This is a genomic window from Streptomyces sp. ISL-96 (assembly GCF_018614035.1).
Classification (GTDB): Bacteria; Actinomycetota; Actinomycetes; order Streptomycetales; family Streptomycetaceae; genus Streptomyces.
Window position 1 is genome coordinate 1 of record NZ_JAGGPA010000036.1, and the last position, 23,858, is coordinate 23,858.

Annotated in this window: 19 protein-coding genes; 13 read left to right on the forward strand and 6 right to left on the reverse strand. The window is 71.2% G+C overall.

What is annotated here, in order from left to right; all coding sequences use genetic code 11:
- Positions 1-705 precede the first annotated feature (705 nt).
- The 3 genes from J7E96_RS22700 to J7E96_RS22710 are packed head-to-tail and all read right to left on the reverse strand — an operon-like array spanning position 706 to position 3,407.
- Positions 706-1,467 (reverse strand): amino acid ABC transporter ATP-binding protein, encoded by a 762-nt coding sequence (locus J7E96_RS22700; protein WP_285439503.1) that lies wholly within the window; start codon positions 1,465-1,467, stop codon positions 706-708.
- Positions 1,464-2,414: an amino acid ABC transporter permease gene (locus J7E96_RS22705; protein ID WP_215133507.1), complete on the reverse strand. Its 951-nt coding sequence runs from the start codon at positions 2,412-2,414 to the stop codon at positions 1,464-1,466. Before J7E96_RS22705 ends, J7E96_RS22700 begins: the two co-directional genes overlap by 4 nt.
- Before the next feature lie 30 nt (positions 2,415-2,444).
- Complete coding sequence (locus J7E96_RS22710) at positions 2,445-3,407, reverse strand: ABC transporter substrate-binding protein (protein ID WP_215133508.1); 963 nt, start codon at positions 3,405-3,407, stop codon at positions 2,445-2,447.
- A gap of 521 nt (positions 3,408-3,928) precedes the next feature.
- Between J7E96_RS22710 and J7E96_RS22715 the strand changes: the two genes are divergently transcribed.
- From J7E96_RS22715 to J7E96_RS22735, 5 genes are all read left to right on the forward strand, one after another.
- Positions 3,929-5,152 carry an NADP-dependent malic enzyme gene (locus J7E96_RS22715; RefSeq protein WP_215133509.1) on the forward strand — a complete coding sequence of 408 codons (1,224 nt, stop codon included), beginning with the start codon at positions 3,929-3,931 and terminating at the stop codon, positions 5,150-5,152.
- A gap of 196 nt (positions 5,153-5,348) precedes the next feature.
- Complete coding sequence (locus J7E96_RS22720) at positions 5,349-6,314, forward strand: zinc-binding dehydrogenase (RefSeq protein WP_215133510.1); 966 nt, start codon at positions 5,349-5,351, stop codon at positions 6,312-6,314.
- A gap of 69 nt (positions 6,315-6,383) precedes the next feature.
- On the forward strand, positions 6,384-7,802 hold the full coding sequence (locus J7E96_RS22725; RefSeq protein ID WP_215133511.1) for a cellulase family glycosylhydrolase: 1,419 nt from the start codon (positions 6,384-6,386) through the stop codon (positions 7,800-7,802).
- Between the two features lie 10 nt (positions 7,803-7,812).
- A complete protein-coding gene (locus tag J7E96_RS22730; RefSeq protein WP_215133512.1) occupies positions 7,813-8,022 on the forward strand; it encodes a helix-turn-helix domain-containing protein in 210 nt (69 codons plus the stop codon).
- Positions 8,022-8,615, forward strand: coding sequence for a Clp protease N-terminal domain-containing protein (locus tag J7E96_RS22735; RefSeq protein WP_215133513.1), 594 nt, complete (start codon positions 8,022-8,024; stop codon positions 8,613-8,615). The genes J7E96_RS22730 and J7E96_RS22735 overlap by 1 nt, the downstream gene beginning before the upstream one ends.
- Before the next feature lie 157 nt (positions 8,616-8,772).
- Here J7E96_RS22735 and J7E96_RS22740 read toward each other — a convergent pair whose 3' ends face one another.
- Together J7E96_RS22740 and J7E96_RS22745 are read right to left on the reverse strand one after the other, a co-directional pair.
- Complete coding sequence (locus tag J7E96_RS22740; RefSeq protein WP_215133514.1) at positions 8,773-9,750, reverse strand: PadR family transcriptional regulator; 978 nt, start codon at positions 9,748-9,750, stop codon at positions 8,773-8,775.
- 1 nt (position 9,751) lies between these two features.
- Positions 9,752-10,609, reverse strand: a complete 858-nt coding sequence (locus J7E96_RS22745) for a DUF4097 family beta strand repeat-containing protein (protein WP_215133515.1) — start codon at positions 10,607-10,609, stop codon at positions 9,752-9,754.
- Between the two features lie 156 nt (positions 10,610-10,765).
- On the opposite strand from J7E96_RS22745, the gene J7E96_RS22750 reads away from it, so the two are divergent.
- Positions 10,766-11,593, forward strand: coding sequence for a hypothetical protein (locus J7E96_RS22750; RefSeq protein ID WP_215133516.1), 828 nt, complete (start codon positions 10,766-10,768; stop codon positions 11,591-11,593).
- A 56-nt stretch (positions 11,594-11,649) separates the two neighbouring features.
- On the opposite strand, the gene J7E96_RS22755 is transcribed toward J7E96_RS22750, so the two are convergent.
- A complete protein-coding gene (locus J7E96_RS22755; RefSeq protein WP_214977923.1) occupies positions 11,650-11,835 on the reverse strand; it encodes a DUF6104 family protein in 186 nt (61 codons plus the stop codon).
- A gap of 161 nt (positions 11,836-11,996) precedes the next feature.
- Here J7E96_RS22755 and J7E96_RS37605 point away from each other — a divergent pair, with 161 nt between their 5' ends.
- From J7E96_RS37605 to fxsT, 7 genes are all read left to right on the forward strand, one after another.
- Positions 11,997-12,455, forward strand: coding sequence for a CU044_2847 family protein (locus tag J7E96_RS37605; RefSeq protein WP_308296087.1), 459 nt, complete (start codon positions 11,997-11,999; stop codon positions 12,453-12,455).
- A gap of 7 nt (positions 12,456-12,462) precedes the next feature.
- Positions 12,463-14,553, forward strand: coding sequence for a trypsin-like peptidase domain-containing protein (locus J7E96_RS22765; RefSeq protein WP_215133517.1), 2,091 nt, complete (start codon positions 12,463-12,465; stop codon positions 14,551-14,553).
- 163 nt (positions 14,554-14,716) lie between these two features.
- On the forward strand, positions 14,717-15,757 hold the full coding sequence (locus tag J7E96_RS22770) for a MoxR family ATPase (RefSeq protein WP_215133518.1): 1,041 nt from the start codon (positions 14,717-14,719) through the stop codon (positions 15,755-15,757).
- A 7-nt stretch (positions 15,758-15,764) separates the two neighbouring features.
- Positions 15,765-19,013 (forward strand): SAV_2336 N-terminal domain-related protein, encoded by a 3,249-nt coding sequence (locus J7E96_RS22775; RefSeq protein WP_215133519.1) that lies wholly within the window; start codon positions 15,765-15,767, stop codon positions 19,011-19,013.
- A gap of 100 nt (positions 19,014-19,113) precedes the next feature.
- On the forward strand, positions 19,114-19,317 hold the full coding sequence (gene fxsA, locus J7E96_RS38265) for an FxSxx-COOH cyclophane-containing RiPP peptide (RefSeq protein ID WP_215133520.1): 204 nt from the start codon (positions 19,114-19,116) through the stop codon (positions 19,315-19,317).
- A gap of 93 nt (positions 19,318-19,410) precedes the next feature.
- The gene (locus tag J7E96_RS22785) at positions 19,411-20,691 is read left to right on the forward strand and encodes an HEXXH motif-containing putative peptide modification protein (protein WP_308296089.1); all 1,281 of its coding nucleotides are present in this window, start codon (positions 19,411-19,413) and stop codon (positions 20,689-20,691) included.
- A 67-nt stretch (positions 20,692-20,758) separates the two neighbouring features.
- Positions 20,759-23,782: an FxSxx-COOH system tetratricopeptide repeat protein gene (fxsT, locus tag J7E96_RS22790; protein ID WP_215133522.1), complete on the forward strand. Its 3,024-nt coding sequence runs from the start codon at positions 20,759-20,761 to the stop codon at positions 23,780-23,782.
- The last annotated feature ends 76 nt before the right edge of the window (positions 23,783-23,858 follow it).

Below are 23,858 nucleotides of genomic sequence, written 5' to 3' on the forward strand. Positions count from 1 at the left end.
GGCGGCGCCACTTCTATATTTCGTCGTTCTTACGGAAGCTTGAGCCAGGGGCTACGGTAAGGGAGCGTGGCGTTCCCGCTGGACGTCCACGATATCTGCGTATAAGTGGCGTAGGCCTCGCCCCGCTCGGCCGTGCTGTCGCGGAAGTCGGGGGCGGTGAACCGCTTATTGCGAATGCCTCCGCGGGGGCACGAGTGCACCTTCTGGGACATCAGCCTCGAATTGCCCGACCGGGCCACCCGAATGTGGATTTTGCAGGCGGGATGGCCGGAGCGAAGCGTGATGTACGCGTCGGGTCGGCCCACACTGCGGCGCGGCGCGCTGATGCACGTCTTTATGTCGACATATGTGGCCCTGGTGGTCGAGCCTTCGGTATAGCTGTAGCAGCCACCACCACTCGCCGCCTGGGCGCTGGGCCCCGTCATGACCGACGCGGCCACAATTCCGGCGACGCCGACCACTTGCGCCGTTTTTTGCATGAAGCGATTCAATGAAACCCCCAGTTTTGACTCGCCGGAGATCCGGCGAGACGGTCACCGCGCACACTATGGCGGCCTGTGAGCCGCGCATAGCGATCTTCGTGATTTCTGAGGTTTTCTTGAGGTCGCGCCGGTACCCGGGTTTTGTGACCGTCACCAACGAATGGGCTCCGCCGCATTGCGCGGCGGAGCCCATTCGGTCGGCTCCTCAGAAGAGGGATGCCGGTCAGAGAACCTTCGAGAGGAACGCCTTCGTCCGGTCGTGCTGCGGGTTCGTCAGTACGTCGCGCGGGTTGCCCGACTCGACCACCACGCCATCGTCCATGAAGACCAGCGCGTCGCCGACCTCACGGGCGAAGCCCATCTCGTGCGTGACGACGATCATCGTCATGCCGTCCTCGGCGAGACCGCGCATCACGTCGAGTACGTCGCCCACCAGCTCGGGGTCGAGCGCCGACGTCGGCTCGTCGAAGAGCATCAGCTTCGGCTCCATCGCCAGCGCGCGGGCGATCGCCACGCGCTGCTGCTGGCCGCCGGAGAGCTGCGACGGGTAGTTCTTCGCCTTGTCGGCCAGGCCGACGCGGTCCAGCAGACGCTCGGCCCGCTCTCGGGCCACCGCCTTCGCCTCGCCCTTGACCTGGATCGGGGCTTCCATGACGTTTTCGAGCGCCGTCATGTGCGGGAAGAGGTTGAAGCGCTGGAAGACCATGCCGATGTCCCGGCGCTTCAGTGCGACCTCGCTGTCCTTCAGCTCGTACAGCTTGTCGCCCTTCTGGCGATAGCCGACCAGCTCGCCGTCGACGTACAGCCGGCCGGCGTTGATCTGCTCCAGGTGGTTGATGCACCGCAGGAAGGTCGACTTGCCCGAGCCGGACGGACCGACCAGACAGAAGACCTCGCGCGGGGCGACCTCAAGGTCGATGCCCTTGAGGATGTGGGCGGCGCCGAAGGACTTGTGTACGCCCTCGGCCTTCACCATGGGGGTCATCGGGCTGCCTCCGCACCACTACGGTTGCTCAGGGACAGAATGTTGGCCCTGATCTTCTGCAAGGGAGTCCCGGGCAGGCTGCGGGTCGAACCGCGTGCGTAGTACCGCTCCAGGTAGTACTGGCCGATGCTGAAGACGGTCGTCAGAATCAGGTACCAGGCGGCGGCGAGGAACAGCATCTCCACCGGGGCGCCCGACGTCTGACCGATGTCCTGGGCCTGGCGGAGAAGTTCGTAGAACTGCACCGCGGAGACCAGCGAAGTCGTCTTGAGCATGTTGATGACTTCGTTGCCCGTCGGCGGCACGATCACGCGCATCGCCTGCGGGATCACGATCCGGCGCAGCGTCTTGTTGTGGCTCATGCCCAGCGCGTGCGACGCCTCCGTCTGGCCCTCGTCGACCGAGAGGAGACCGGCGCGGCAGATCTCCGCCATGTAGGCGGCCTCGTTGAGGCCCAGGCCGAGCAACGCCGTGAGCAGCGGCGTCATGAACGAGGACCAGTAGTCCTTGTAGATCGGCCCGAGGTTGATGTACTCGAAGACCAGGCCCAGGTTGAACCAGACCATGAGCTGTACGAGCACCGGGGTGCCGCGGAAGAACCAGATGTACGACCACGCGATCGACGAGACCACGGGGTTCTTCGACAGCCGCATCACGGCCAGGACGATGCCGCCGAAGACGCCGATGGCCATCGACAGGACGGTCAGGAGCAGGGTTTGGCCCACACCGTCGAGGATCCGGTCGTCGAAGAAGTTGTCGGGAACGGCCGCCCAGTTGATCTTGCCCTGGGCGAAGGCGTAAACGATGGAGAAGAACAGAGCGACGGCGACGACCGCGGACACGTAGCGCCCGTAGTGCCGGACCGGGATGGCCTTGATGGCCTCCGGTCCGCCCACGGGGGTCGGTGCGTCCTCGGGCCCGTCCGTCTTGTTGACGTCAACAGTCACGGGTGGTGCCTTTCAGAGCTCGGCCGGTTTTCAGGAGCCACCGTTGATCTTGGCTTCCTTGATGGCGCCGGCCTTGACGCCCCACTTGGAGAGGATCTTGTCGTACTCGCCGTTATTGATGATCGCGTTGACAGCGAGTCGCAGCGCCTCGGTGAGCTCCTTGTTGTCCTTGGCGACCGCGATGCCGTACGGAGCGGCCTCGACCTGCTCGCCGACGAGCTCGAAGTCCTTGCCGCCGCCCGAGGTCTTCACGGCGTACGCCGCGACCGGGAAGTCGGAGGAGCCGGCGTCCCCGCCACCGCCGCGCAGGCGGGTCTGGGCCTGCTGGTCGTTGTCGAAGGACTCGATCGCGATCTTGCCCTTCTTGTCCTTCTCGCACTTCTTCGACTCGGCCTTGGCCATGTCGTGCGAGACGGTGCCGCGCTGGAGGACTACCTTCTTGCCGCAGAGGTCGGACCAGCCCTTGATGCCCTGGGTCTTGCCCTTGGGGGTGTAGAAGGAGACGCCGGCGATGAAGTAGTCGACGAAGTCGACGCCCTCGCCGATCTTCTTGCCGGTCTCGGAGTCGATGCCCTCCTGGCGCTGCTTGGTGTCGGTCATGGCCGACATCGCGATGTCGTAACGCTTTGAGCGCAGGCCGGTGAGGAGGGTGTCGAAGGTGCCGTTCTCGAACTCGAACTTCACTCCGAGCTGCTTGCCGAGGGCCGCGGCGATGTCGGGGTCGATGCCGACCGTCTTGCCTGTCTTGTCCTTGAATTCGACCGGCGGGTAGGCGATGTCCGAGCCCACCTTGATGACGCCCTTGTCCTGGATGGCCTGCGGCAGCTTGTCGGCGAGCGGGGCGGACGAGACCTTGTCCGGGTCGTCCTTCTTGCCGCCGCCGGTCTGGTCGCCGCAGGCGGTCAGCAGCATCGTGCCCGCGACCGCGATCGCGCCGACCGCGACAATCCGGGACTTGATGGCGGTCGTACGGCGGATGGTGCGTGCGGTCATGGGTGGTTCCTCCAGCGGGACGGGGGAGTGGCCTGGGAGGTCGGGCACACTACTTCGAGTATCGCGACCTCGTGTGATTACGGCATCTTGCCATTCGGACTAGCCCATTCAGGGCTCCAGTCATGTCAAAATCGGGTAACGGGTGACCCCCGAATCTCAACAGGCCGGTACATCAAGGCCGGACCATCTGTTGAGCACTGCCGTTCCGGCCGGAAAATCTTCGGTCCGTCTCGCCATTCGGAACCGATTCATGCAACAAACCGGACTTGTCCGTACATGTGTGCATGAGTCGTGTCACCGAGGTGATATGGGCTCTCGTTGATGCCGCCGATCAGGTAGAAAAGACGGTTACACCCCTCATCCGGGGCTCAGGGCGCGTGTGCGGCGCGCCCGCGCGTACGTACCTCCTCTCTGCCAGGGCGGGCCAACCGCCTGGTGCAGGGAACGGACGCGGTGCCCGCCCACCCCTCCTCAACCAGGAGCGGCCACCCTCAATTGATGAAGACTTAAGGGGTAAAACAATGGCAGCGGAGATCGTCAATCCTCGCAGCGACAGCAGCACGGACAACAGTGCGGAAGGTGCTCCGGAGGAGCCCTTCGATCCGGCCTTCGCCCTGCACCGGGGCGGCAAGATGGCCATCCAGGCGACCGTTCCGGTGCGCGACAAGGACGACCTGTCCCTCGCGTACACGCCGGGCGTCGCCAAGGTGTGCAGCGCGATCGCGGAGCAGCCCGAGCTCGTGAACGACTACACCTGGAAGTCGAACGTCGTGGCCGTCGTGACGGACGGTACGGCGGTTCTGGGGCTCGGTGACATCGGTCCCGAGGCCTCGCTCCCCGTCATGGAGGGCAAAGCGATCCTCTTCAAGCAGTTCGGTGGCGTCGACGCGGTTCCGATCGCGCTCGCGACGACCGACGTGGAAGAGATCATCGAGACCGTCGTGCGGCTCGCCCCGTCCTTCGGCGGCGTGAACCTGGAAGACATCTCGGCGCCGCGTTGCTTCGAGATCGAGCGCCGGCTCCAGGAGGAGCTGGACATTCCGGTCTTCCACGACGACCAGCACGGCACGGCCGTGGTCACCCTGGCCGCGCTGCGCAATGCCGCCAAGCTCACCGGCCGTACGCTCGGCGACCTGCGCGCCGTGATCTCGGGCGCGGGTGCGGCCGGGGTTGCCATCGCGAAGTTCCTGCTGGCGGCGGGGCTCGGTGACGTGGCCGTGGCCGACCGCAAGGGCATCGTCAGCCGGGACCGCGAGGATCTGACGGACGTCAAGCGCGAGCTGGCCGAGATCACGAACCGGGCGGGGCTGAGCGGCTCGCTGGAGACGGCGCTGGCCGGTGCCGATGTCTTCATCGGTGTTTCCGGCGGTACGGTGCCGGAGCCGGCGGTGGCTTCGATGGCGCCGGACGCGTTCGTGTTCGCCATGGCCAACCCGAACCCCGAGGTTCACCCGGACGTCGCGCACAAGTACGCGGCGGTTGTCGCGACCGGGCGCAGCGACTACCCGAACCAGATCAACAACGTTCTGGCCTTCCCGGGGATCTTCGCGGGTGCGCTTCAGGTGCGGGCGTCGCGGATCACCGAGGGCATGAAGATCGCCGCGGCGAACGCGCTGGCGGATGTCGTCGGTGACGCGCTGGCCGCGGACTACGTGATCCCGTCCCCGTTCGACGAGCGGGTCGCCCCGGCCGTCACTGCGGCGGTGGCCGCGGCTGCCCGCGCGGAGGGTGTGGCGCGGCGGTAGGCGCTCCTGGCTTTACGCAGGCATACGGGCCGTGGCGTCCCCCCGCTGAGGGGTGGCGGCACGGCCCGTGCGCGTTCCGGTGCGCGGGAGCGTATGCAAGCGCCGGCAACCGGCGCCTGCCCCCGTTTGCTGAGTTGACGTGTGTCACACCAATGCGTGGTTCCGCCACGCACCCGCCCGGCCTATCGTCATGGTCATGTTCGCTGCCTACGCCGCCCGCATCGACCGCGACCACCCGCTCAACGGCCTTGAGCTGGGTGAGCGGCCCGCGCCCGAGGTGAAACCCGGCTGGACCACCGTCAACGTGAAGGCCGCCTCCCTCAATCACCACGACCTCTGGTCCCTGCGCGGCGTCGGCCTCGGTGAGGAGGCTCTGCCGATGATTCTCGGCTGCGACGCCGCCGGCATCGACGCCGACGGCAACGAGGTCGTCGTGCACTCCGTCATCGGCGAGACCGGCCACGGCGTCGGCCCGCGCGAGAAGCGGTCGATCCTGACCGAGAAGTACCAGGGCACCTTCGCCGAGCAGGTCACCGTCCCCGTGTGGAACGTGCTGCCGAAGCCCAAGGAGCTGTCGTTCGCGGAGGCCGCGTGCCTGCCGACCGCCTGGCTCACGGCGTACCGCATGCTCTTCACCAACGCCGGCGTACGCCCCGGCGACAGCGTCCTCGTGCAGGGCGCCGGCGGCGGTGTCGCGACCGCCGCGATCGTGCTCGGCAAGGCGGCCGGGCTCAGGATGTACGCCACCAGCCGCGACGAGGCCAAGCGCAAGCGCGCCGTCGAGCTCGGCGCGGTGGAGGCGTTCGAGCCGGGCGCGCGGCTGCCGCAGCGCGTGGACGCGGTGATCGAGACCGTCGGCGCCGCCACCTGGTCGCACTCGGTGAAGTCCCTGCGGCCCGGCGGCACGCTGGTGATCTCGGGCGCGACGAGCGGCCCCAACCCGCCGTCCGCCGAGCTGAACCGGATCTTCTTCCTGGAGCTCAAGGTCGTCGGCTCGACGATGGGATCCAAGGACGAGCTGGAGGACCTGCTGTCCTTCTGCGCGGCGACCGGCGTACGCCCCGTCATCGACGAGGTGCTGCCGCTCGACCGCGCCCGCGAGGGTTTCGATCGGATGGCGGGCGGCGACCTCTTCGGGAAGATCGTGCTGACTACCTCTTGATGGTCCGTCAGTTCTGCTGATTGCCTCTCCGGTACGCGTTACGCGTCCACGTGTGCTGGAGGGGTGTCCATGCGAACGTTCAGAGGCATTGGTGCTTTCGTCTGTACGGTCGCGCTGGCGGCCGGGGTCCTGACCCCGGCCGCCAACGCGGAGAACGCGGAGGAAGGCGGGGGCGGTATACCGCGGCTCACCGACGACCGCGGCCGCGTCATCACCCTGCGCGGCTGGAACGTCGAGGACAAGACGAACCGCGGTGAGAAGGCGCTCGCCGCCATCACGGAGCGGCACTTCCGCGACCTGAACGCCAACGGTTTCAACTTCGCCCGGCTGCTCGTCTTCTGGGACGACCTGGAACCCCGCCGGGGGCAGTACAGCGCGGCGTACCTCCGCAAGATCGAGCGGATCCTGGACTGGGCCGACACGTACGACATCCAGGTGCTGATCGACGCCCACCAGGACGTCTTCGGCCCGGCCTTCGGGCATCGCGGCATCCCCGAGTGGGCGACGCGCACCGACGGGCTGCCGTTCACGCCGAATCCCGACGACTGGTTCTCGGAGTATTTCCAGCCGGCCGTGCAGCGCGCCTTCACCCACCTCTACGAGGACCCGGATCTGCAGCGTGCCCAGGCCGCCATGTGGCGCGTGCTCGCCGACCGGTTCGAGGGGCATCCGGCCGTGCTGGGGTACGACCTGATCAATGAGCCGATGGGTGAGCTGGGGGAGGGCGAGGACCTGCCCACCGCCGCCCGCCGGATCGAGCGCGACCAGATCACGCCGATGCACAACCGCCTCGCGGACGCGGTACGTTCCGTCGACCGCGACAACTGGGTGTTCGTCGAGCCGACGCCGATCGTGGGCGAGGGCGTGCCGACCGGCCTCGGAAAGATCAAGGACCCGAAGGTCGTGTACGCCCCGCACTTCTACAACACCGCGATGGAGGCGGGCGCCGACTACGACCCGGCGGCCGGCTGGATCGAGTCGTACGAAGCGGCTGTCACGGCGTATCCGAAGGAGCACCGGGTGCCGGTGGTGGTGGGGGAGTGGGGGCCTCTCAACAACGCCCTCCCCAACATGGGGCGTTTCTACCGCGAGGCGCTGGCGTCCATGAACCGCTACAGCTCCGGCTGGGCGGGCTATGTGTGGTGTTACGGCGGTGGCTACTGCGCGGTGGACGGGGCGGGGAAGTTCCGTACGAACAAGGAGCAGACGGCGTCGCCGTACGCGTCCGCTGTCGCGGGCCGGGTGCGATCCGAGTCGTACGACCCGGCGACGCGGACCTACCGCCTCTCGTACGTCGCCTCCGGGCGCGGCGCCGCTACCGAGCTGTCGCTGCCGTCGCGCGCCCGTGACTGGCGAGTGGCGGTGGAGGGGGCGGCGTGGGTGCTGGGCGGGCGGATCCATGCCCGGCCGGGTGCGCGGATCTCGGTGACGGTCGGTCCGGACCCCTTCGTGTCAACTGTGGTTGACGGTCGCGGCGTGTCAATGTAGGTTGACACGCATGACCAATGCAACGGATCTCGCCGAGCGCGCGGGCGATCGCGACCCACGGGTCGGGCTGCGCGCTGTTGTCGCCCTGCGGCGGCTGCTGGAGCAGCTCGAAGCCGTGCAAGTGAGGAGTGCCCGCGCCCAGGGCTGGTCGTGGCAGGAGATCGCGGCCGAACTGGGCGTCAGTCGGCAGGCCGTCCACAAGAAGTACGGGAGGCGTTGATGTTCGAGCGGTTTACGAAGAGTGCCCGGGGTGCGGTGAAGGGTGCGGTCGTCCAGGCGGAACGCGCGGACGCGGACTCGGTCACCGAGGAGCATCTGCTGCTGGCCCTGCTGGACCAGGAGGGCACGCGCTCGTCCTTCGCGTTCGCCTCGCTGGGCATCGCCGGACGGCGGGAAGCGGTGGCGCGGGCGCTGGCCGATGCGCGGCGCCGGGGTGGCCTGTCGAAGGCGGACCAGGAGGCGCTCGCCGGTATCGGCATCGACGTCGCGGAGATCGTGTCGAAGGTCGAGCAGGCGCACGGCGAGGGCGTCATGCAGTCCGGCCGCGGCCCGAAGCGCGGTCTGCTGACGGGGCACCGCCCGTTCACGCCGCAGGCGAAGGCCGTGCTGGTGAAGTCCCTGCGGGTCGCGCTGGGTCGCGGTGACCGGCGCATCGGCGACGAGCACCTGCTGCTGGCGCTGGTCGCGCAGCCGGGCGCGGTGGCCGACGTACTCGCGGAGTACGGCGCGACGTACGGGGCGGTGGAGCGGGGGCTGTTCGGGGGCGGCTCGGTGGGGGGCGCCGGTGGCGGCGGCGAGGCCGCGGTGGGGTGACGGGGCGCGGGCTTGGGTGCGGGTGCGCGGGGTGCGGGGCGGGTGTGGTGCGCTGCGGGTGCCTGCGGCGCTTTCCTCTACCCGCCCCAGACCCCGCTCCTCAAACGCCGGAGGGGCTGGATGGTGCGGCCGAGTCCAGCCCCTCCGGGGTCTGGGGCTAGGCCTTCGGGCCGCGCAGGAGTGCGCCGATGTGGGCCGCTGCCGTCGACAGGTGGCGGCGGGCCTCGCGGAGTTCGTGCTCCGTTACGCCGTGGTCCCGGGCCGCGTCGCGGATGTCGTCGCGGAAGCGGTCCAGCAGGCGGTCCAGGTCGCGGGCCGGGTCGCCGGACGGGGGCTCCTGGGCCCACTCCGGCTCGGGGGGAGTGTCCGCGCGCTCGACCTTGACCTCGGCATCGGCCGGCTCCTGCGGGGGCGCCGCCGGACGGCCGAAGAAGCCGAACTCCTTGGTGACCTCGGCCAGGCCCTCGCGCACCCCCTTCGGCCAGTCGCCCCGCGCGAAGTGGTCCTGCACCTGCTGCGCGATCCGCTGCATCTGCTCGCGCGCCTTCTCCTGGGCCTCCTTGGCCTGGCGGCGCGCCTGCTGCGCGTCCTCGCGGGCGCGGCGGCTCTCGTCCTTCGCGCGGCGGGCCTGCTCCTTCCACTCCTGCTTGGCCTTGCGCAGCTCCTCCTTCGCCGCGTTCCATGACTCGCTGTCGCCGAACGCGCTCTCCCAGTCGCCCCCCTTGGGCTGCGACGGTGCGGCCGTGTGGCGGGTTTCGCTCGCCGCGGCCCGCATCTCACGGCGCAGGTTGCCCGCCGCGCCGCGTACGTCGTCGCGGATCTCGGCGGCCAGTTCGGAGACCGACTCGCGGATTTCCAGCTCCAGGTCGGCCAGTTCGCCGCCGCGTCCCGCCAGTTCGGCGCGGCCCGCGTCGGTGATCGAGTAGACCTTGCGGCCGCCCTCGGTGGCGTGCGTGACCAGGCCCTCGGCCTCCAGCTTGGCGAGGCGCGGGTAGACGGTGCCGGCGGACGGGGCGTACAGGCCCTGGAAACGCTCCTCCAGGATGCGGATCACTTCGTAACCGTGACGCGGCGCCTCGTCGAGCAGCTTGAGGAGGTACAGGCGCAGACGGCCGTGGGCGAAGACGGGGGGCATGTCAGAGCACCTTCTTGTTGGCGTCGGCCTCGTGCAGGTCTTCTTCGGCCGGCGGGCGGCGCAGCAGGGCGATGGAGCCGGAGACGGTCGTCGCGCGCAGCCGGCCGCTGCCGGACCCGAGCGTGCCCGTGATCCGCTTCGCGCCCCACTGGCCGCTGACCCGCAGGTCCTCGAAGGCGTTGGAGACGGAGCCGCTCGCCGTGTTCGCCTCGACCGTCGCGTCGGCCGGGTGCGGCAGCCGGATGGCGACCTCACCGGAGACCGAGGTGAGGGCGATGTCGGTGGGCTTCCCTGCCGGGTCCACATCGACGACCATGTCGCCGCTGACGGAGTCGGCCCGTACGGAGGATCCCGAACCGTCGACCACGGTCAGGTCTCCCGAGACCGAGTGGAAGCGGAGGTCGCCGGTGACGCCTTGAGCCTCCAGGTTCCCCGCGACGGTGTCGGCGCGGACGGCGCCGGAGAGACCGACGAGGGTGGTGTCGCCGGTGATGCCGCGTACGTCCGTACGTCCGCGGACCCCGGAGACGACGGCACCGGCGCCGATGACGCCGACCTCTACGGAGCAGTCCGCCGGGACGGCCAGGGAGACGACCGCGCTGCGGTGCCGGCCCTTGGGGTCGAGCCACTTGAGGAAGCCCTTCCAGGGCAGGTCCTCGTAGGTGACGGTGAGAGTGCCGTCCTTGTGGGTCACGGTCAGTGGCGGGCCGTCGATCGTGGAGACTTCGAGGCGGGCGGGGCCTTCCTCGATGCCGACGACATTCACCGTCCCGTTGACGATGCGCACGTTGAGCGCGGTCACCGGGTCCTCGAAGGTGAGCTTCCGCGGCTCCGCGACCGCCCATTCCAGCTCTGTCATGTCGTCTCCCCGATCTGGCCCGCCTCGCCTGACGCAACATATCGCGTCTATTGATAAACACGATATATCGCGGCCGGGGGAAGTCAAGGCGGGGCTGCTGCGCGTGCGGCCCACTCGTACGCGTCATATGCGGGCAAAGTGCCCTAGCGTGAGGGCATGAACGCGACACCCGGATTCGGCCCCGTGGGGGCGCTGCTGCTGTGCGGGGCCGAGCCCGAGGCGGTACGGCCCGCGGCGCATCTGCTGCGCGAACGGCTGCTGCTGTCGCCGGCCGGCGGCTCCGCCGACGGCTGGAGCGTGGTCGTACCCGAGGGCAAACCATGGCTGGACGACGGCGAACCGGTCGACCGCGTCCTGGCGGGCTGGGCCACGGCCCTCGCCGTCGGCGTCACCTGGCCGGTTCTCGCCCTCTGGTGGGACGCCGACCGGGCCGGCTTCACGCTCGCTTCGGGCTTCCGGCGCCAGGTCGGTTACGAATGGCTGGCGGACGGGACGCCGGTGGGGGAGGACGAGGCGATGCGTACGTTCGCGGCGCGGCTCGGACTCGACCCCGTACTCGACATGGAGTCCCTCGCGGCGCTCACCCGCCCCGACCCCGACGCGGACGGCAGGGCACGGCTGCTCGGCCTGATCGCGGTCCTGTCGCGCCTGGGCGTCGCGCTTCCCCCGGGGCTGACGCCCGGCGAACCGGCCGACCGGCTGCGCGAGGCGGCGCGGGTGCAGCCGGGCACGGAGTCGGTCGAGTGGCCGGGCTGGCGCGACGCCGTGCGCGCGGAGCTCGACGTCGTCGAAAGCGGCCCCGTCGGTCCCTGGGTGCGCGGGCCGAGGGCCCGCCTGCTGAACGGGGCCCAGCTGGCGGCCGGCGTCTCGCTCGCCCTGTGGGGCCTGCGGCGGCGCAGCGGCGGCTGGGCGTTCGCGGGCGGCGTGCTGGTGGCGCAGGGGGCGCTCGGCCTGGCGTACGACCGGCTCCGCGCCCGCGCCTGACGCGGAGGCCGGGCCGGGACCGCGCGTGTGCGCCCGCGATGCGCCGCCGTGCCCACCTACTCGGCGTCGTCCTCGTCGTCGTCCAGGCGGGCCAGCCAGGTCGCGAGCCGCTCGACCGGAACCTCGAAGTCCGGGTTGAGATCGACGAACGTACGCAGTTGCTCGGCGAGCCACTCGAAGGTGACTTCCTCCTCGCCGCGCCGCTTCTCCAGCTCCTCGATACCGCGATCGGTGAAGTACAAGGTGTTGCTCCGTGGGTGGGACAGGGGTCGGACAGGGGGAGTGGACCAGGTGGACAGCGGTTGTTCCCAGCCAGGATAGGCACTGATCGCCGAGTCCCTCGCGCTCGTACCCTGCAGCGATTAACCTTCACCATTCATCGCGTGGGGGAGCGGGGGACGCTGTGGCCAATGGGATCGCACAGGTTCGGCTCGACGACGGGACCGTCGTCTGGGCCCGTGTCAGCGAGGCGCAGGAGCTCGACCGGGGCGGTGGCTACCGGGACACCGGGATCGGTGACCGGGTCGTCTCCATGGCGGGTGGACTGACCGATGTCGTACAGGGTGTGGTGCGGTCGCTGCGCGCCGGGCTGAGCCCCGCCGCCCCGGTCGAAGTCGCCGTCACCTTCGGTATCGAGCTGTCCGCCCAGTCCGGCAAGGTGATCGGGGTCCTCGCGGACGGCGGCGGCAAGGCCTCCGTGTCGGTGTCCCTGACGTGGACCGAACCGGTCGCGGAGCCGGCCGCTGATCCCGCTGCTGATCCGGCAGTGAGTCCGGCCGTGGCTCCGGGGGCGCAACCCGTCGGGGATCCGGCCGCCCGGCCGGGCCCGGCGCCCGGATCGTCGGCCCGCGGCACGTTATGAGCGCGTCATGAACGCCTTCGACGAGATCGTGCGCCCCTCTCTCGTACGCATTGCCGCGCCCGGAGCCGGGTATGACCCGCACGGCACCCACTACTGGGGCAGCGGATTCTTCATCGCCCCCGGCTGGGTGCTGACCTGCGCACATGTCGTGGGAAAGGGGGAGGCCGCCGTGTGGAGGGGAGAGCGTGCGCTCGGCATCACCTGGCAGGGCGGTGTGACCACGGGTGAGGTGGTCCTCGCCAAGCCGCGGCCCGCCGACCCCGACGAGCCCCCGTACCGCTGGGAGTTCCCCGACATCGCCCTGGTACGCGTTCCGGACGCGCAGGACGCCGCCTGCGTCTGGCTCAGCGAGCGGCCCCTGGACATCCCCGCCGACGTAAGCCTGCACGGCTGGTCCAGGGAGACCGGCGACCTGGGCATACGGCACGGCGTCGGCCAGGCCCACGCCACCGACGGAAAGGCGCTGCTGCTGCGGGGCAGTCTGCCCGTGGAGGGCTGCTCGGGCGGCCCCGTCGTCGATCTGAAGCACGGCGCCGTCATCGGCATGAACAAGGGGCGCGGGGAGCACGAAGGGGCCGCCGTACCCATCACTGCCCTGCGCGAGCTGCACGATCTGCGGGGCGGCGGAATCCTCCACACCGTCCTGCGCGAGCACGACCGGCACCACCTGCGCCGCTTCCGCAGCACCTCGGCCGCCGGTGGCGGCTGGACCAAGGCCCAGGCCGACCTCCGCAAGGGCGCCCCCGGGTTCCTGCCCGCCGCGCGCGCCCACCTCTTCGGCCGGTTCGCCGAACTGCCGCCGCCCACCGGGCCGGGCGAGGTCATGGTCCTCGTGGACGACGTCAAACGCCGTGTCCTGCACAGGGATTACCAGTCACCCATCGAGCACGACCCGCGCACCTGGCGCGACGGCGTCGGCCTGCTGCACGATCTGCGCGGCCGGGACGGCGGTCACGATCTCGACGTCGACGCGGTGCTGCTGTACGCCGCCAAGGTCGTCAGGCACCTTGCCGAGCAGGGCCGGAGCCGGGCCAGGGCGGACGGTCCCCAGCGGGCCGCTCTCGGCGAGCTGGGCGAGCTGGGCGAGTGGATCACCACGCAGGGCGAGTCCGCGCACCAGGCGATCCGCGAGGAGATCGCGCAGGTGCTGGATTTCGGTGAAGCGGCCTCCCCTGCCCCGGAGTTCGCGTTCCACTCCGTACGGGAAAGGCCGTCCGGCCATGCCCGCGCCGACGTGCTCGTCGAGATCGACCCGGTCCACTACGGCGACCGCTACCCGTGGCGCGTGAAGCTCCTCTACGACGGGCGCACCGTCAGCCCGCTGTCCGGCGACGACCGCGGTGTGCGCCGCGCCGACCTGCGGGAGACCTTGCGCGAACCGCTCGCCGACGCCCTGCGCCGCGGTGACAGCGGGGAGCATCTCGCGGCGGTCGAGGCACTGTTGCCGCGCGAACTGTTCGACGAACCGCTCGACACCTGGCGGCTCTCGCCCGAGGACGACCTCTTCGACGAGCACAGCATGGCGCTGGGGGAGCGCCGCATCGTCGTCATAAGGGACCGCAGGCGCCGGGACCGCCCGGCGAGCCCCGAATGGCGCCGCCGCTGGCAGGCCGCCGTCCGCGGGCCGCTCACCGTCGTACCGCTGCGCGGCGAGGTCCCCGCGTCCGGGCACGGGCCCGGTGCCCGCCGGGAGTCCCGCAGGGCCACGTACGCCAGGCTGTCCGACGCCGGGAACGGCACAGTGCCCGTGTACTGCGGGCCGGTCGGCAGTGGTGACGGACTCGATGCCATGGCTGCCGCCATCGCCGCCGGGCACCCGCTCGCGCTGTGGCGCCGGGGCGGCCAGGACCACAGCGACTGCCGTGAGTTCCACGTACGCGCCGACGAGCTGCTGGCGCGCGCCGACGGCGTGGACGGCCTGCACCGGCACATACGTTCCCTGCGCATCATCTCGATGGATCCCGACGCGACACCCGACATGGTGTCGGAAGCGGCCTGGGCCGCCTCCGTCGCCGTACTCTTCGATCCGCCCGACCGTCCGCCGTACGACGGTGTGCCCCTTCACGCGCCGCCGAAGCTCTCCGGGCCGAGCGCATGACGGCCCGTCAGGGCGTGCGTGGAAAGGCGCCTGGAAAGGTGCGTGGAAACGTGCCTCGAATGCCTGGCCACATCCTGGGAACCGGACCTGAATCAGGGTCGGCAGACCGGTACTTGAACGGTAACGTCAGCCCCCGGACCACCTACCCGCGAGGTGAAACTCAGTGACAGACTGGCGGATCTATCGCGGCGCGGGACTGCCGCACGACGGAGTGCGGCGGTTACCCGGCCCGCCTCCCTGGCGTGATTTCGCCGCAGTGGGCCCGGACCCCGGCGGCACGGAGGGCCCCGACGCCACCGACCCGAGCGCCGCCCGCAGGCTCGGCGTACAGCGTCGGCTGGTGGAGAACCACCACCCCAGACCCGCCGAGGTCGACGCGGTCAACGCGGCCCTGTATCTGCGCCGGCCGCTGCTCGTGACCGGCAACCCGGGTACCGGAAAATCCACTCTCGCTCAGGCCGTCGCGCACGAACTCGGCCTCGGGCGCGTTCTGCGCTGGCCGATCGTCAGCCGGTCCACCCTCCAGGACGGGCTCTACCGCTACGACGCCATCGGCCGCCTCCAGGACGTACAGCTGGAGCGGGCACAGGGCGGGACCGGGGCGGCTGCCCCAGGACACTCATCGCCCTCGGCCATTGGTTCGTACGTACGCCTCGGACCGCTCGGCACCGCGCTGCTGCCGTCCGAACAGCCGCGCGTGCTGCTCGTCGACGAACTCGACAAGAGCGACCTAGACCTGCCGAACGACCTCCTGAACGCCCTGGAAGAGGGCGAGTTCGCCATCCCCGAGCTGGAGCGCATCGCCGACCGCGAGCCGGTCGTCGACGTCCTGACCGACGACGGCCGCAAGGTGCCGGTGCGCGGGGGCCGCGTCCGCTGCACCACCTTCCCGTTCATCGTCCTCACCTCCAACGGCGAGCGGGACTTCCCCGCCGCCCTGCTGCGCCGCTGCATTCAGCTGGAGCTCGAACCGCCCGGCGAGGAGCAGCTCACCGCCATGGTCGAGGCGCACCTGGGCAGCGACGCCGCGATCGAGGGGCGGGACCTGATCGAGCGGTTCCTCGGCCGCGAACCGGGCGAGATCATCGCTGCCGACCAGCTGCTCAACGCCCTCTACCTCACCCAGCACGCCCCGCGCGCGGAACGCGTCACGCGCGAACGCATCGCCGAAATGCTCATGCGACCACTCGACCGCCCGAGGTGAGTGCCGGATGGACCTGGGGGAACTCGTCGGCAGGCTGAGGAGCGGCGGCCTCGACCCCACGGCCGAGGAGGTCGCGGACGCAGTCTGGCTGGCTCAGTGGCTGCCGTCGGGCCGTACGCCGACGGGCGCGTCCGGCGACCCCCGCGAGCCGGGAGAGGCCACCGCCCCGGCCCAGGAAACCGGCCATGACGCGGACCGGGACGCTGGCCACAGCGGGCGCGCGGTCCGTCCCGCGGCGGGCGACGCGGGCTCCGACGCACCCGACGCCGACGCCGACGTGCCCGGGCCTTCTCCGGCGACCGGCCCCGTATCGCTCTACGCACCCGGCGGCCGGCGGAACCGGGGCGCGGGAGGCTCCGCGAGCTCCGCCGGGGCCGCCTTCCCCGTACGCGCTCCGGCGGCTGCCGCGCTGCCCGGGCTGCTCGGCCTGCAACGTGCCCTGCGCCCCCTGCGCCACTACACCACCACCACCGCCGCCGTGCGTCCGGCCGCCGACGGGCGGCTCGACGAGGACGCCACGGCCGAGCGCAGCGCCATGTCCGGTGCCATCACCCCGGTGCTGCGGCCGTCCGAGCGCCCCCGCCTGGACATCCAGCTGCTCATGGACACCGGGCCCGCGATGGCCGTCTGGGAGCGGATGGTCGAGGAGCTGCGGCAGGCCTGCCAGCAGTCCGGGGTCTTCCGTGACGTGCAGGTGCACCAGCTGTACGACGCCGGGGACGGCGAGGTCCCCCTCATCGGTACGACCTCCGGCCCCGGCGGGCACACGCGGATGCGCCCCGCCGACCAGTTCCACGACCCGATGGGGCGAAGGCTCACTCTCGTCGTCAGCGACTGCGTCGGCCCGCTGTGGCAGCAGGGCCGCGCGCAGCGGCTCATCAGCCAGTGGCCCCGGAGCTCACCGCTGGCCGTCGTGCAGCCGCTGCCGCCGCGTCTGTGGGCCCGTACCGCGCTGCCCGCCGAGCCGGGGCTGCTGGTCCGGTCGGCGGCCTCCGGCGGCCGGACGGCCTTCCTCCCCGACGAGGAGCCGTGGGAGCCGGTGGAGGCGACGGCCAGGCCCGTGCCCGTACTGCCGCCGACGCCCGAGGCGTTCGCGTCCTGGGCGCGGCTGCTGTCCGACCACGGCGGCAGTACGGTGCGCGGCTGGGCGGCCTGGGCCGACGACGCCCACGACCTCCCGGACCACATCGCGTCCGCCCCGCCACCACCCCTCCCGCCCGACCGCGGCGCCGACGAACTGCTGCGCGCCTTCCGCGCGAACGCGTCACCCGGCGGTGTCCGCCTCGCCGTCCACCTCGCGGCGGCGCCCCTCACCCTGCCCGTGATGCAGCTCGTACAGCGCGCGATGCTGCCCGACACCGGGCCGATGGAGCTCGCCGAGGTGCTGCTCGGCGGGCTGCTCAGGCAGCTGCCGGGACCGGACTCCAGCTCGCCCTGCTACGTGTACGCGGACGGGGTGCAGGAACTGCTGCTGAACTCGCTCGGCCAGGACGCGGCCGCGCTCGTGCTCAAGCACTGCTCCTCGTACGTGGAACGCCACTTCGGCAGGGGCGCCCGCAACTTCTCGGCGCTCGCCGCGACCCGGCTCTCCGAACGCGGCGCCGTGGCGGCTCCCGACCTCCCGTGGGAGCGAGGTGCCGGCGCAGAGGACGCGGAAGACGGCGAGGCCGGCGGAAGGGGAGCCGGCGGTGAGCCCGAACTGTTCGCCGAGATCCCCGCACGGGTGCTCCGCTTCTACCAGCCCGACCTCACCACCCCCGAACCGCTGGCCGAGGCCGAACGCCTCCTGGGCCAGTGGCACTCGCGAGGCGACCCGTCCCTGCTCCGCCGCGCCCGCGAACGCGCGGAGGCCGCGCTGAGCGGCGGCGACGGCCCGGACGCCACCGGGGTGCCCGAGAGCGAGACCGGGGCCGTGCGCGCCGGCGTGGTGCTCGGCCGGGTGCTGCTGGCGGAGGCGGCGGCTCCGGCGGTGCGCGGCACCGAGCGGGGGCGCGAACTGCTCCTGCGCGCGGCCCGCACCCTCGCCGAAGCGCGCGACCGCGCGACCGGAGGCAGCCGGGGCCGGGCCGAGGCCTGCCTCGAACTCGCCGCCGCGCACCACGCCCTGTGGCGGGAGACGCGCGACGCACAGCACCTCGCCGCGGGCCTGGACGCGCTCGCGGGTGACGCCTCGGCGTGGCCGGCGGCGTCCCGCAGGGTGCTGCACCTGCGCCGGGGGCGGCTGCTGCTCGCGCGGCACCGGGCTGAAGAGGCGGTACGTGAACTCCGCACGGGATGTGACCTGCTGGACACCGAAGACGTCCCCGACAGCATCCGCTGCACCGCGCTCCTCGACCTCGCCGACGCCCTGCGGGCCGCCGGCGCCCCGCACGCCGGCACCGCCGAGACCCTGGCCCGCGCCGAACAGTCCGTCGGCGAGGACCCGGCACTGCGCCTGCGCTGCCTGACCGCCCAGGCCCGCCTGCACGACGCGGCGGGCGACCACCCGGCGGCCGACCGGGCGTACGAGGCAGCCGCCGGAGCCGCCCCGCCGGACAGCGCGAAGCGGTGCGAACTGCTCACCGAATGGGGCGAGTCGCTGCTGCGCCGAGCCGCCGCCCAGGACGGGCCCGCCGGGGAGGACGCCGTGGGCCGGGCGGAGAGCGTCCTGCGCGAAGCGCTCGCCGGGATGCCCGCCCGCTCACCGTCCCGCAGCGGACTGCACCTGCTCCTCGGCAGCGCGCTGGCGCTCCGCTTCCAGCGGGTCGGCTTCCTGCCGGACCTGTACGAGGGCCGCCACCTGCTGGAGGAGGCGGCGAAGCGGCTGACGGACGGCGTACTGCGGGCCGAGGCGTGGCTGACGCTCGGCCGGACCAGGTTCGAACTCGCCCACCTGTCCGCCGCGACGCTGCTGTCGGACGCACTCCAGGCGTACGAGAACGCACAGCGCGACGCCGACGCCGCGCACGGGGACCGGCCGGGCTCCGTCACGGCGGTCCGGGCGGTGTACGCACAGGGCTGCACACTGGAGTTCATGGGCCGCACCGGGGCCGCGCGCCGGGCGTTCGAGCAGGCGCACGAACGCTGGCAGCGGTTGATCGCGTCACTCGTCGAGGTGGACTGGCGCGAGTCGGGGGCACCCAGGGAGCGGATCACACGTCTCGCGGAGGCGGCCCGGGGCAGAGCGGTCCGTGCGGACGATCAACGGCTTGCCGAGCCCGACCGGCGGCAACTGGCGCCTCCGTGGTGGCCGTTGACCGAGGTGAGTGCCGGTTGACCGGAGTGCAGTCGAACATGTTTCTGTTTCACCGGTGTCGGGAAGAACTGGGCAGCCGCTGCGGCCGTGCGGGACGGGTGCCGGCAGGAGGGAGTCGGGCGTGTCGCACAGGAACACCGTGGTTGCCGGCCAGGACCAGGACGCCGGACGGCCGCCCCCCGTGCCCGATCTCACCCACGTCGACCTGCGGACTTTGCGCACCATGGATGATCCGGGACTTGCCGAGGCGGTTGATCAGGTGCTCGGGCGGTCCCTGGAGCTCACCGAGGCGTGGTGGGCGACTTCCGACCCGGGAAACCACTGAGCTGCGGCACTTTCCGGTCAGATGGGTGGGGTGGGCAATCGGCACCGGACGCCACCACGGTGCCAGGTCCGGCGAGAGGGGGCCCGGGTGACCGTGGCTCCCTTACCCTGCGCCCACATCACCTGGCTCGCCCGCACCAGGCCCGACCCCGCCTGCACCGTCACGCTGCGCAACGCGCTGCACGCCCGGCGGCTCCTGCTGCTCAAGTCCTTGCTGACGCGCCTCGAACGGCAACGGAGCTCCATCGATCCGGCCGTACGGGAACGCTTCCGCCGCCATTGGGCGTTGCTGGAACACGCGGAGCGGCGCGACCCCGCCGCCGTCCGCGACGTAGTCGACTATCCGCTGACGGGCGCCTGGCTGGCCGGGGCCCTGGCCCTCCCCGAAGGGCCGGCCCTCGACCGGCGGCTGGCCCACTTCGGCGGTATCGCGACCACTGCGGCCCTGCGGGCGGGCTGCGACCTGCGCCTCACCCTCGACGCTCCCACGGGTCTGCTCGGCCTCCCGGGCCTGGGCACCCTCCACTGCCCCGACCGCCGGGCCGAACTGCACGCGCGCGGCCGGACCGTACGGATCACCGGCGGCCGCGGCCGCGCCCTGCTCCTGCGGCGCGGCGACGCCGGCCCGCACCGGCCCGTCGGCGCCGGTCCCGGATGGTCGCCGCTGCGCCCGCTGCCCGGAGGCACCGCCGTCCTGGACGACCTCGACCCGTACCGGGTCCCCACCGGTGGCATCGGCGCCGTAACCCTGCCCGCCGCGGACCGGGCCACAGTCGCCCACGAAACCTGGGCACGGCTGTGGCAGCAGGCCATCGCGCTGATCGCCGGCACAGACCCCGGGCGGGCCGCCGAGATACTGGCGGTGCAGCGGGTGGTCGTGCCGCTCGCCCCCGCAGACCCGGACGCGTACGACGGACGCCGTCCGATGAGCGCGACGCTGCGGGCGGCGCCCGGCAGCGTACTGATCTCCCTGCCCGCCGGACACCATGAACTGGCCGAGGTGCTGGTCCACGAGACGCACCACACCAAGCTGGCCGCACTCCACGAGCGTGTGCCGCTGTACCGGCCGGGTGACGGGGGACTGCACCGGGTCGGCTGGCGTCCCGACCCGAGGCCTGTGGCCGGTGTCTTCCAGGGTGCGTACGCCCATCTGGCTCTCACCGATCTGTGGCGGCGGGCGGCGACCGGCGCCGACATCCCGGCAGGCTGGCGGCGCAGAGCCGCCGAGCAGTTCGGGCAGCACCGCGGACAGGTCGCGCAAGCATTGTCCGTACTGCTTGGATCCGATGAACTGACCATCGCCGGAAGGGAGTTCGCACAGGGGATGCGAGATCACCACGCGAGCCTCGGTACGGCTCGGCAGTCCTTCAGGTGACACTGTGTCAATAGATCGTGACAATGGGTCGACAGGCACTGGCAGCGTAAGACAGGGAGACGTGCAGATGGTGGATCAGCGGCGCTCGGGCGGGGCCGGTGCGGCGGACCGTAGCGGCCAGGACGGGCCCGAACACTTCCTTGTGGTCTTTCCCGGCTACCACCGGCCCTGGGCCAACTGGATCGGGCAGCGCCTGGAAGCCCACGGCCAACGGGTCACGCTCCAGCGCTGGGACCCGCCCCGCGAGGTGCCGCTGGAGGAGTCGCTCGCCGACCTGCTGCTGTCCACCGGGCGCGTCCTGCTCGTCCTCAACGACTGGTTCTTCGAGCTGGGGCCCCGAGCCGTCGGCGAGTGGAACGACGTCCTGCGGGGGTACGTCGCCGAGAACGCCGAACGGTTCGCCGCCGTCAACCTCACCAACCGCCAGCTGCCGCCCGCCACCGCCGTACTCGAACCCGTCAGCCTGTGGAGTACGGGCGAGCAGGAAGCCGAGGAACGACTCCTCGGCAGACTCGGCATCGACTTCCGGCGCACCTCCGGCCGTCGCCCCGCGGCCGGCGGCTCACGCTTCCCGAACACACCTCCCGAGATCTGGGGCGAAGTGCCCCGCCGCAACGGCCGTTTCACCGGTCGCGACGAGCTCCTCACCCAACTCCAGGAACGCCTGACCGAGGCCGAACGCGGCAACTCCGCCTGCACGCTCCTCGGCATGTCCGGCATCGGCAAGACCCAGCTCGCCGCGGAGTACGCCCACCGCTTCAGCACCGACTACGACGTCATCTGGTGGGTCAACTCCGACGACCGCAACATCCAGCGCGACCGCTTCGGAGAACTCGCCGTCGAACTGGGCCTGCACAGCGGCAGCGAACCCGGTGAGCGCATCCGCGCGGTCCGCGAGGCGCTGCGGCGCGGCGAACCGTACGGCCGCTGGCTCGTCATCTTCGACGGCTGGGACGACACCGACGGTGCGAGCGTCATGCTGCCGCACGGCCCCGGACACGTCATCGTGACCTCCCGGAACAGGGGCTGGGGCGACTACACCGACGTACTCGAAGTGCCCAGTTTCGACCGCGCCGAGTCCACCGCCTATCTGATGCGCCGCGCCCCGCACGTGACGTCGGAGCAGGCCGACGAAGTCGCCGCCGAATTCGGCGACGTGCCCCTGCCGCTCGTGCAGGCCGCCTCCTGGCTGGGCGAGTCCCGGATGGAGGTTCCCGAGTACCTGCGCATGGTCCGTGAGGGCAGGCTGTCCACCGTGGAGGAGCCCGCCGGGGACGGCTTCCCGCACTCCTCGCTCACTTCCTGGTCGATCCTCATCAACCGGCTCAGGCGTACCCAGCCGCAGGCGGTCGAGGTCCTCAGCCTCTGCGCCTCCTTCGCCCCCGGCCGCATCCCCCTCGGCCTGGCCCGCGCCTACCCGCAGGCCGACCTGCCCGAGGACCTGCGGTGGATGAGCACCGATCTGCCCGCCTGGACCCGGGCGCTGGACACTCTGGTGAACTACTCGGTGCTCACCAGGGAGAGCCGCGGCCCGGTCAATGCCGAGATGGGCCCGCACCAGGAGTCCGTGCACATGCACCGGCTCGTCCACGACATCGTGTCCCGGCTCACCAGCGACGAGCGCCGTGACATTCACCGCAAGGCCGTTCGGACGCTGCTGGCCGAGGCCGACCCCGGCAACCCGCTCGACAGCAGGCAGTGGCCCCGGTACGCCGAACTTCTGCCCCACCTGGAACCGTCCGGCGCGCTCAGCAGCTCCAACAGCAGGGTCCAGGCCGCCGTACTGAACTGTCTGCGGTACTGCGTCCGCAGCGGGGAGTCCACGGCCGGCACCCGGCTCGCCGAGAAGATCCGGCGCTCCTGGACGACGTTCATGGACCCCCTGGCCCAGCACATGCTCGATCTGACCACCCAGCAGTGCAACCTGCTTCTCGCCTCCGGCAGTTTTCGCGAGTCGTACGAACTGGGGCGTGCCCTGCGGGACCGGCTGCTCGCCGCCGAGGTGCGCGACGAACTCGGCGAACTCAACGTCAACGGCAGCCTCGCCAGCAGCCTGCGCCGCCTGGGCCGGTACAGCGAAGCTCTGGACCTCCAGGCGAAGGTCCTCCAGGACGCGGAACGGCTGCTCGGTGAGAACGAGCTGACCTCCCTCAACGCCCGGCACAACCTCGGCGTCGGACTGCGTCTGCTGGGTCGCTACAAGGAGGCGTACGAACTCGACCTGGAGACCCTCAGCCGACGCGAGACCGTCCTGCGTGCCCGTCACATCACCACTCTCAACTCCGGGAACGCGGTGGCGCACGGCCTGCGGCTGCTCGGCCAGTACCGCGACTGCGTGGCCCGGCAGGAGCCGGTGGTGCGCCTCCATGTCCAGGTCCTCGGCCCGCTGCACCCGCAGACGCTGGCCGCACGCACCTACCTGGCGCTCGCGCGGCGGCGCGAGGGCGGCTTCCAGCAGGACATCGCGCCGCTGATGGACAGCCTGATGCAGCAGCTGGAGCAGGTGCACGGCAGGACCCACTTCAGCACGCTGTCGTTCATCAACGACTACGGGAACTTCCAGCGTGAGCACGGTGACCTGGGCAACGCCAGGGATCTGATCGCCGAGGCGGAGGCCGGATACCGCGCGCTGCTCGGTCCCGCCCATCCCGTGGCGACCGGCATGCTCACCAACACCGGTCTGGTGATGCAGGCATCAGGTGACCGCGGCGAGGCCATGTCGATGTTCGAATCCGCGCTCGCCGGCCTGACGGCAACCCTCGGCGCCGACCACCCCTGGGTGCTGGGCTGCGCCCTCAACGCGGCCGGCGGGCGCAACTTCAACGGCCGGGTCACGGACGCGGCGGAGCTGAGCCGGGACACACTGCGCAGGTCCCGCCGGGCCCTGGGGGACGAACACCCGCTCACCCTGTCGTGCCAGACCGCGCTCGCTGCCGATCTGCGGGCGCTGCGCGAGCACGAGGAGGCCGACAAGGTCGAGGCGGACGCGCTGCTGGGCCTCACCCGCATCTTCGGCGCCCAGCACCCGCACACGCTCTCCGCGCGCCAGCGCAACCGCCCGTACTGGGACTTCGAGGCGTACCTCGGCTGATTCGCCCGTACGTACGCCGGAGGGCCCGGCACCGCATCGCTGCGGTGCCGGGCCCTCCGGGGCGTACAGGCGCTGA

Bases quoted from the DNA above. Each gene is read 5' to 3' on its own strand.
- J7E96_RS22700 (WP_285439503.1), bottom strand. From the start codon at position 1,467: ATGACCCCCATGGTGAAGGCCGAGGGCGTACACAAGTCCTTCGGCGCC.
- J7E96_RS22710 (WP_215133508.1), bottom strand. From the start codon at position 3,407: ATGACCGCACGCACCATCCGCCGTACGACCGCCATCAAGTCCCGGATT.
- J7E96_RS22715 (WP_215133509.1), top strand. From the start codon at position 3,929: ATGGCAGCGGAGATCGTCAATCCTCGCAGCGACAGCAGCACGGACAAC.
- J7E96_RS22720 (WP_215133510.1), top strand. From the start codon at position 5,349: ATGTTCGCTGCCTACGCCGCCCGCATCGACCGCGACCACCCGCTCAAC.
- J7E96_RS22725 (WP_215133511.1), top strand. From the start codon at position 6,384: ATGCGAACGTTCAGAGGCATTGGTGCTTTCGTCTGTACGGTCGCGCTG.
- J7E96_RS22730 (WP_215133512.1), top strand. From the start codon at position 7,813: ATGACCAATGCAACGGATCTCGCCGAGCGCGCGGGCGATCGCGACCCA.
- J7E96_RS22735 (WP_215133513.1), top strand. From the start codon at position 8,022: ATGTTCGAGCGGTTTACGAAGAGTGCCCGGGGTGCGGTGAAGGGTGCG.
- J7E96_RS22740 (WP_215133514.1), bottom strand. From the start codon at position 9,750: ATGCCCCCCGTCTTCGCCCACGGCCGTCTGCGCCTGTACCTCCTCAAG.
- J7E96_RS22745 (WP_215133515.1), bottom strand. From the start codon at position 10,609: ATGACAGAGCTGGAATGGGCGGTCGCGGAGCCGCGGAAGCTCACCTTC.
- J7E96_RS22750 (WP_215133516.1), top strand. From the start codon at position 10,766: ATGAACGCGACACCCGGATTCGGCCCCGTGGGGGCGCTGCTGCTGTGC.
- J7E96_RS22765 (WP_215133517.1), top strand. From the start codon at position 12,463: ATGAACGCCTTCGACGAGATCGTGCGCCCCTCTCTCGTACGCATTGCC.
- J7E96_RS22775 (WP_215133519.1), top strand. From the start codon at position 15,765: ATGGACCTGGGGGAACTCGTCGGCAGGCTGAGGAGCGGCGGCCTCGAC.
- fxsT (WP_215133522.1), top strand. From the start codon at position 20,759: ATGGTGGATCAGCGGCGCTCGGGCGGGGCCGGTGCGGCGGACCGTAGC.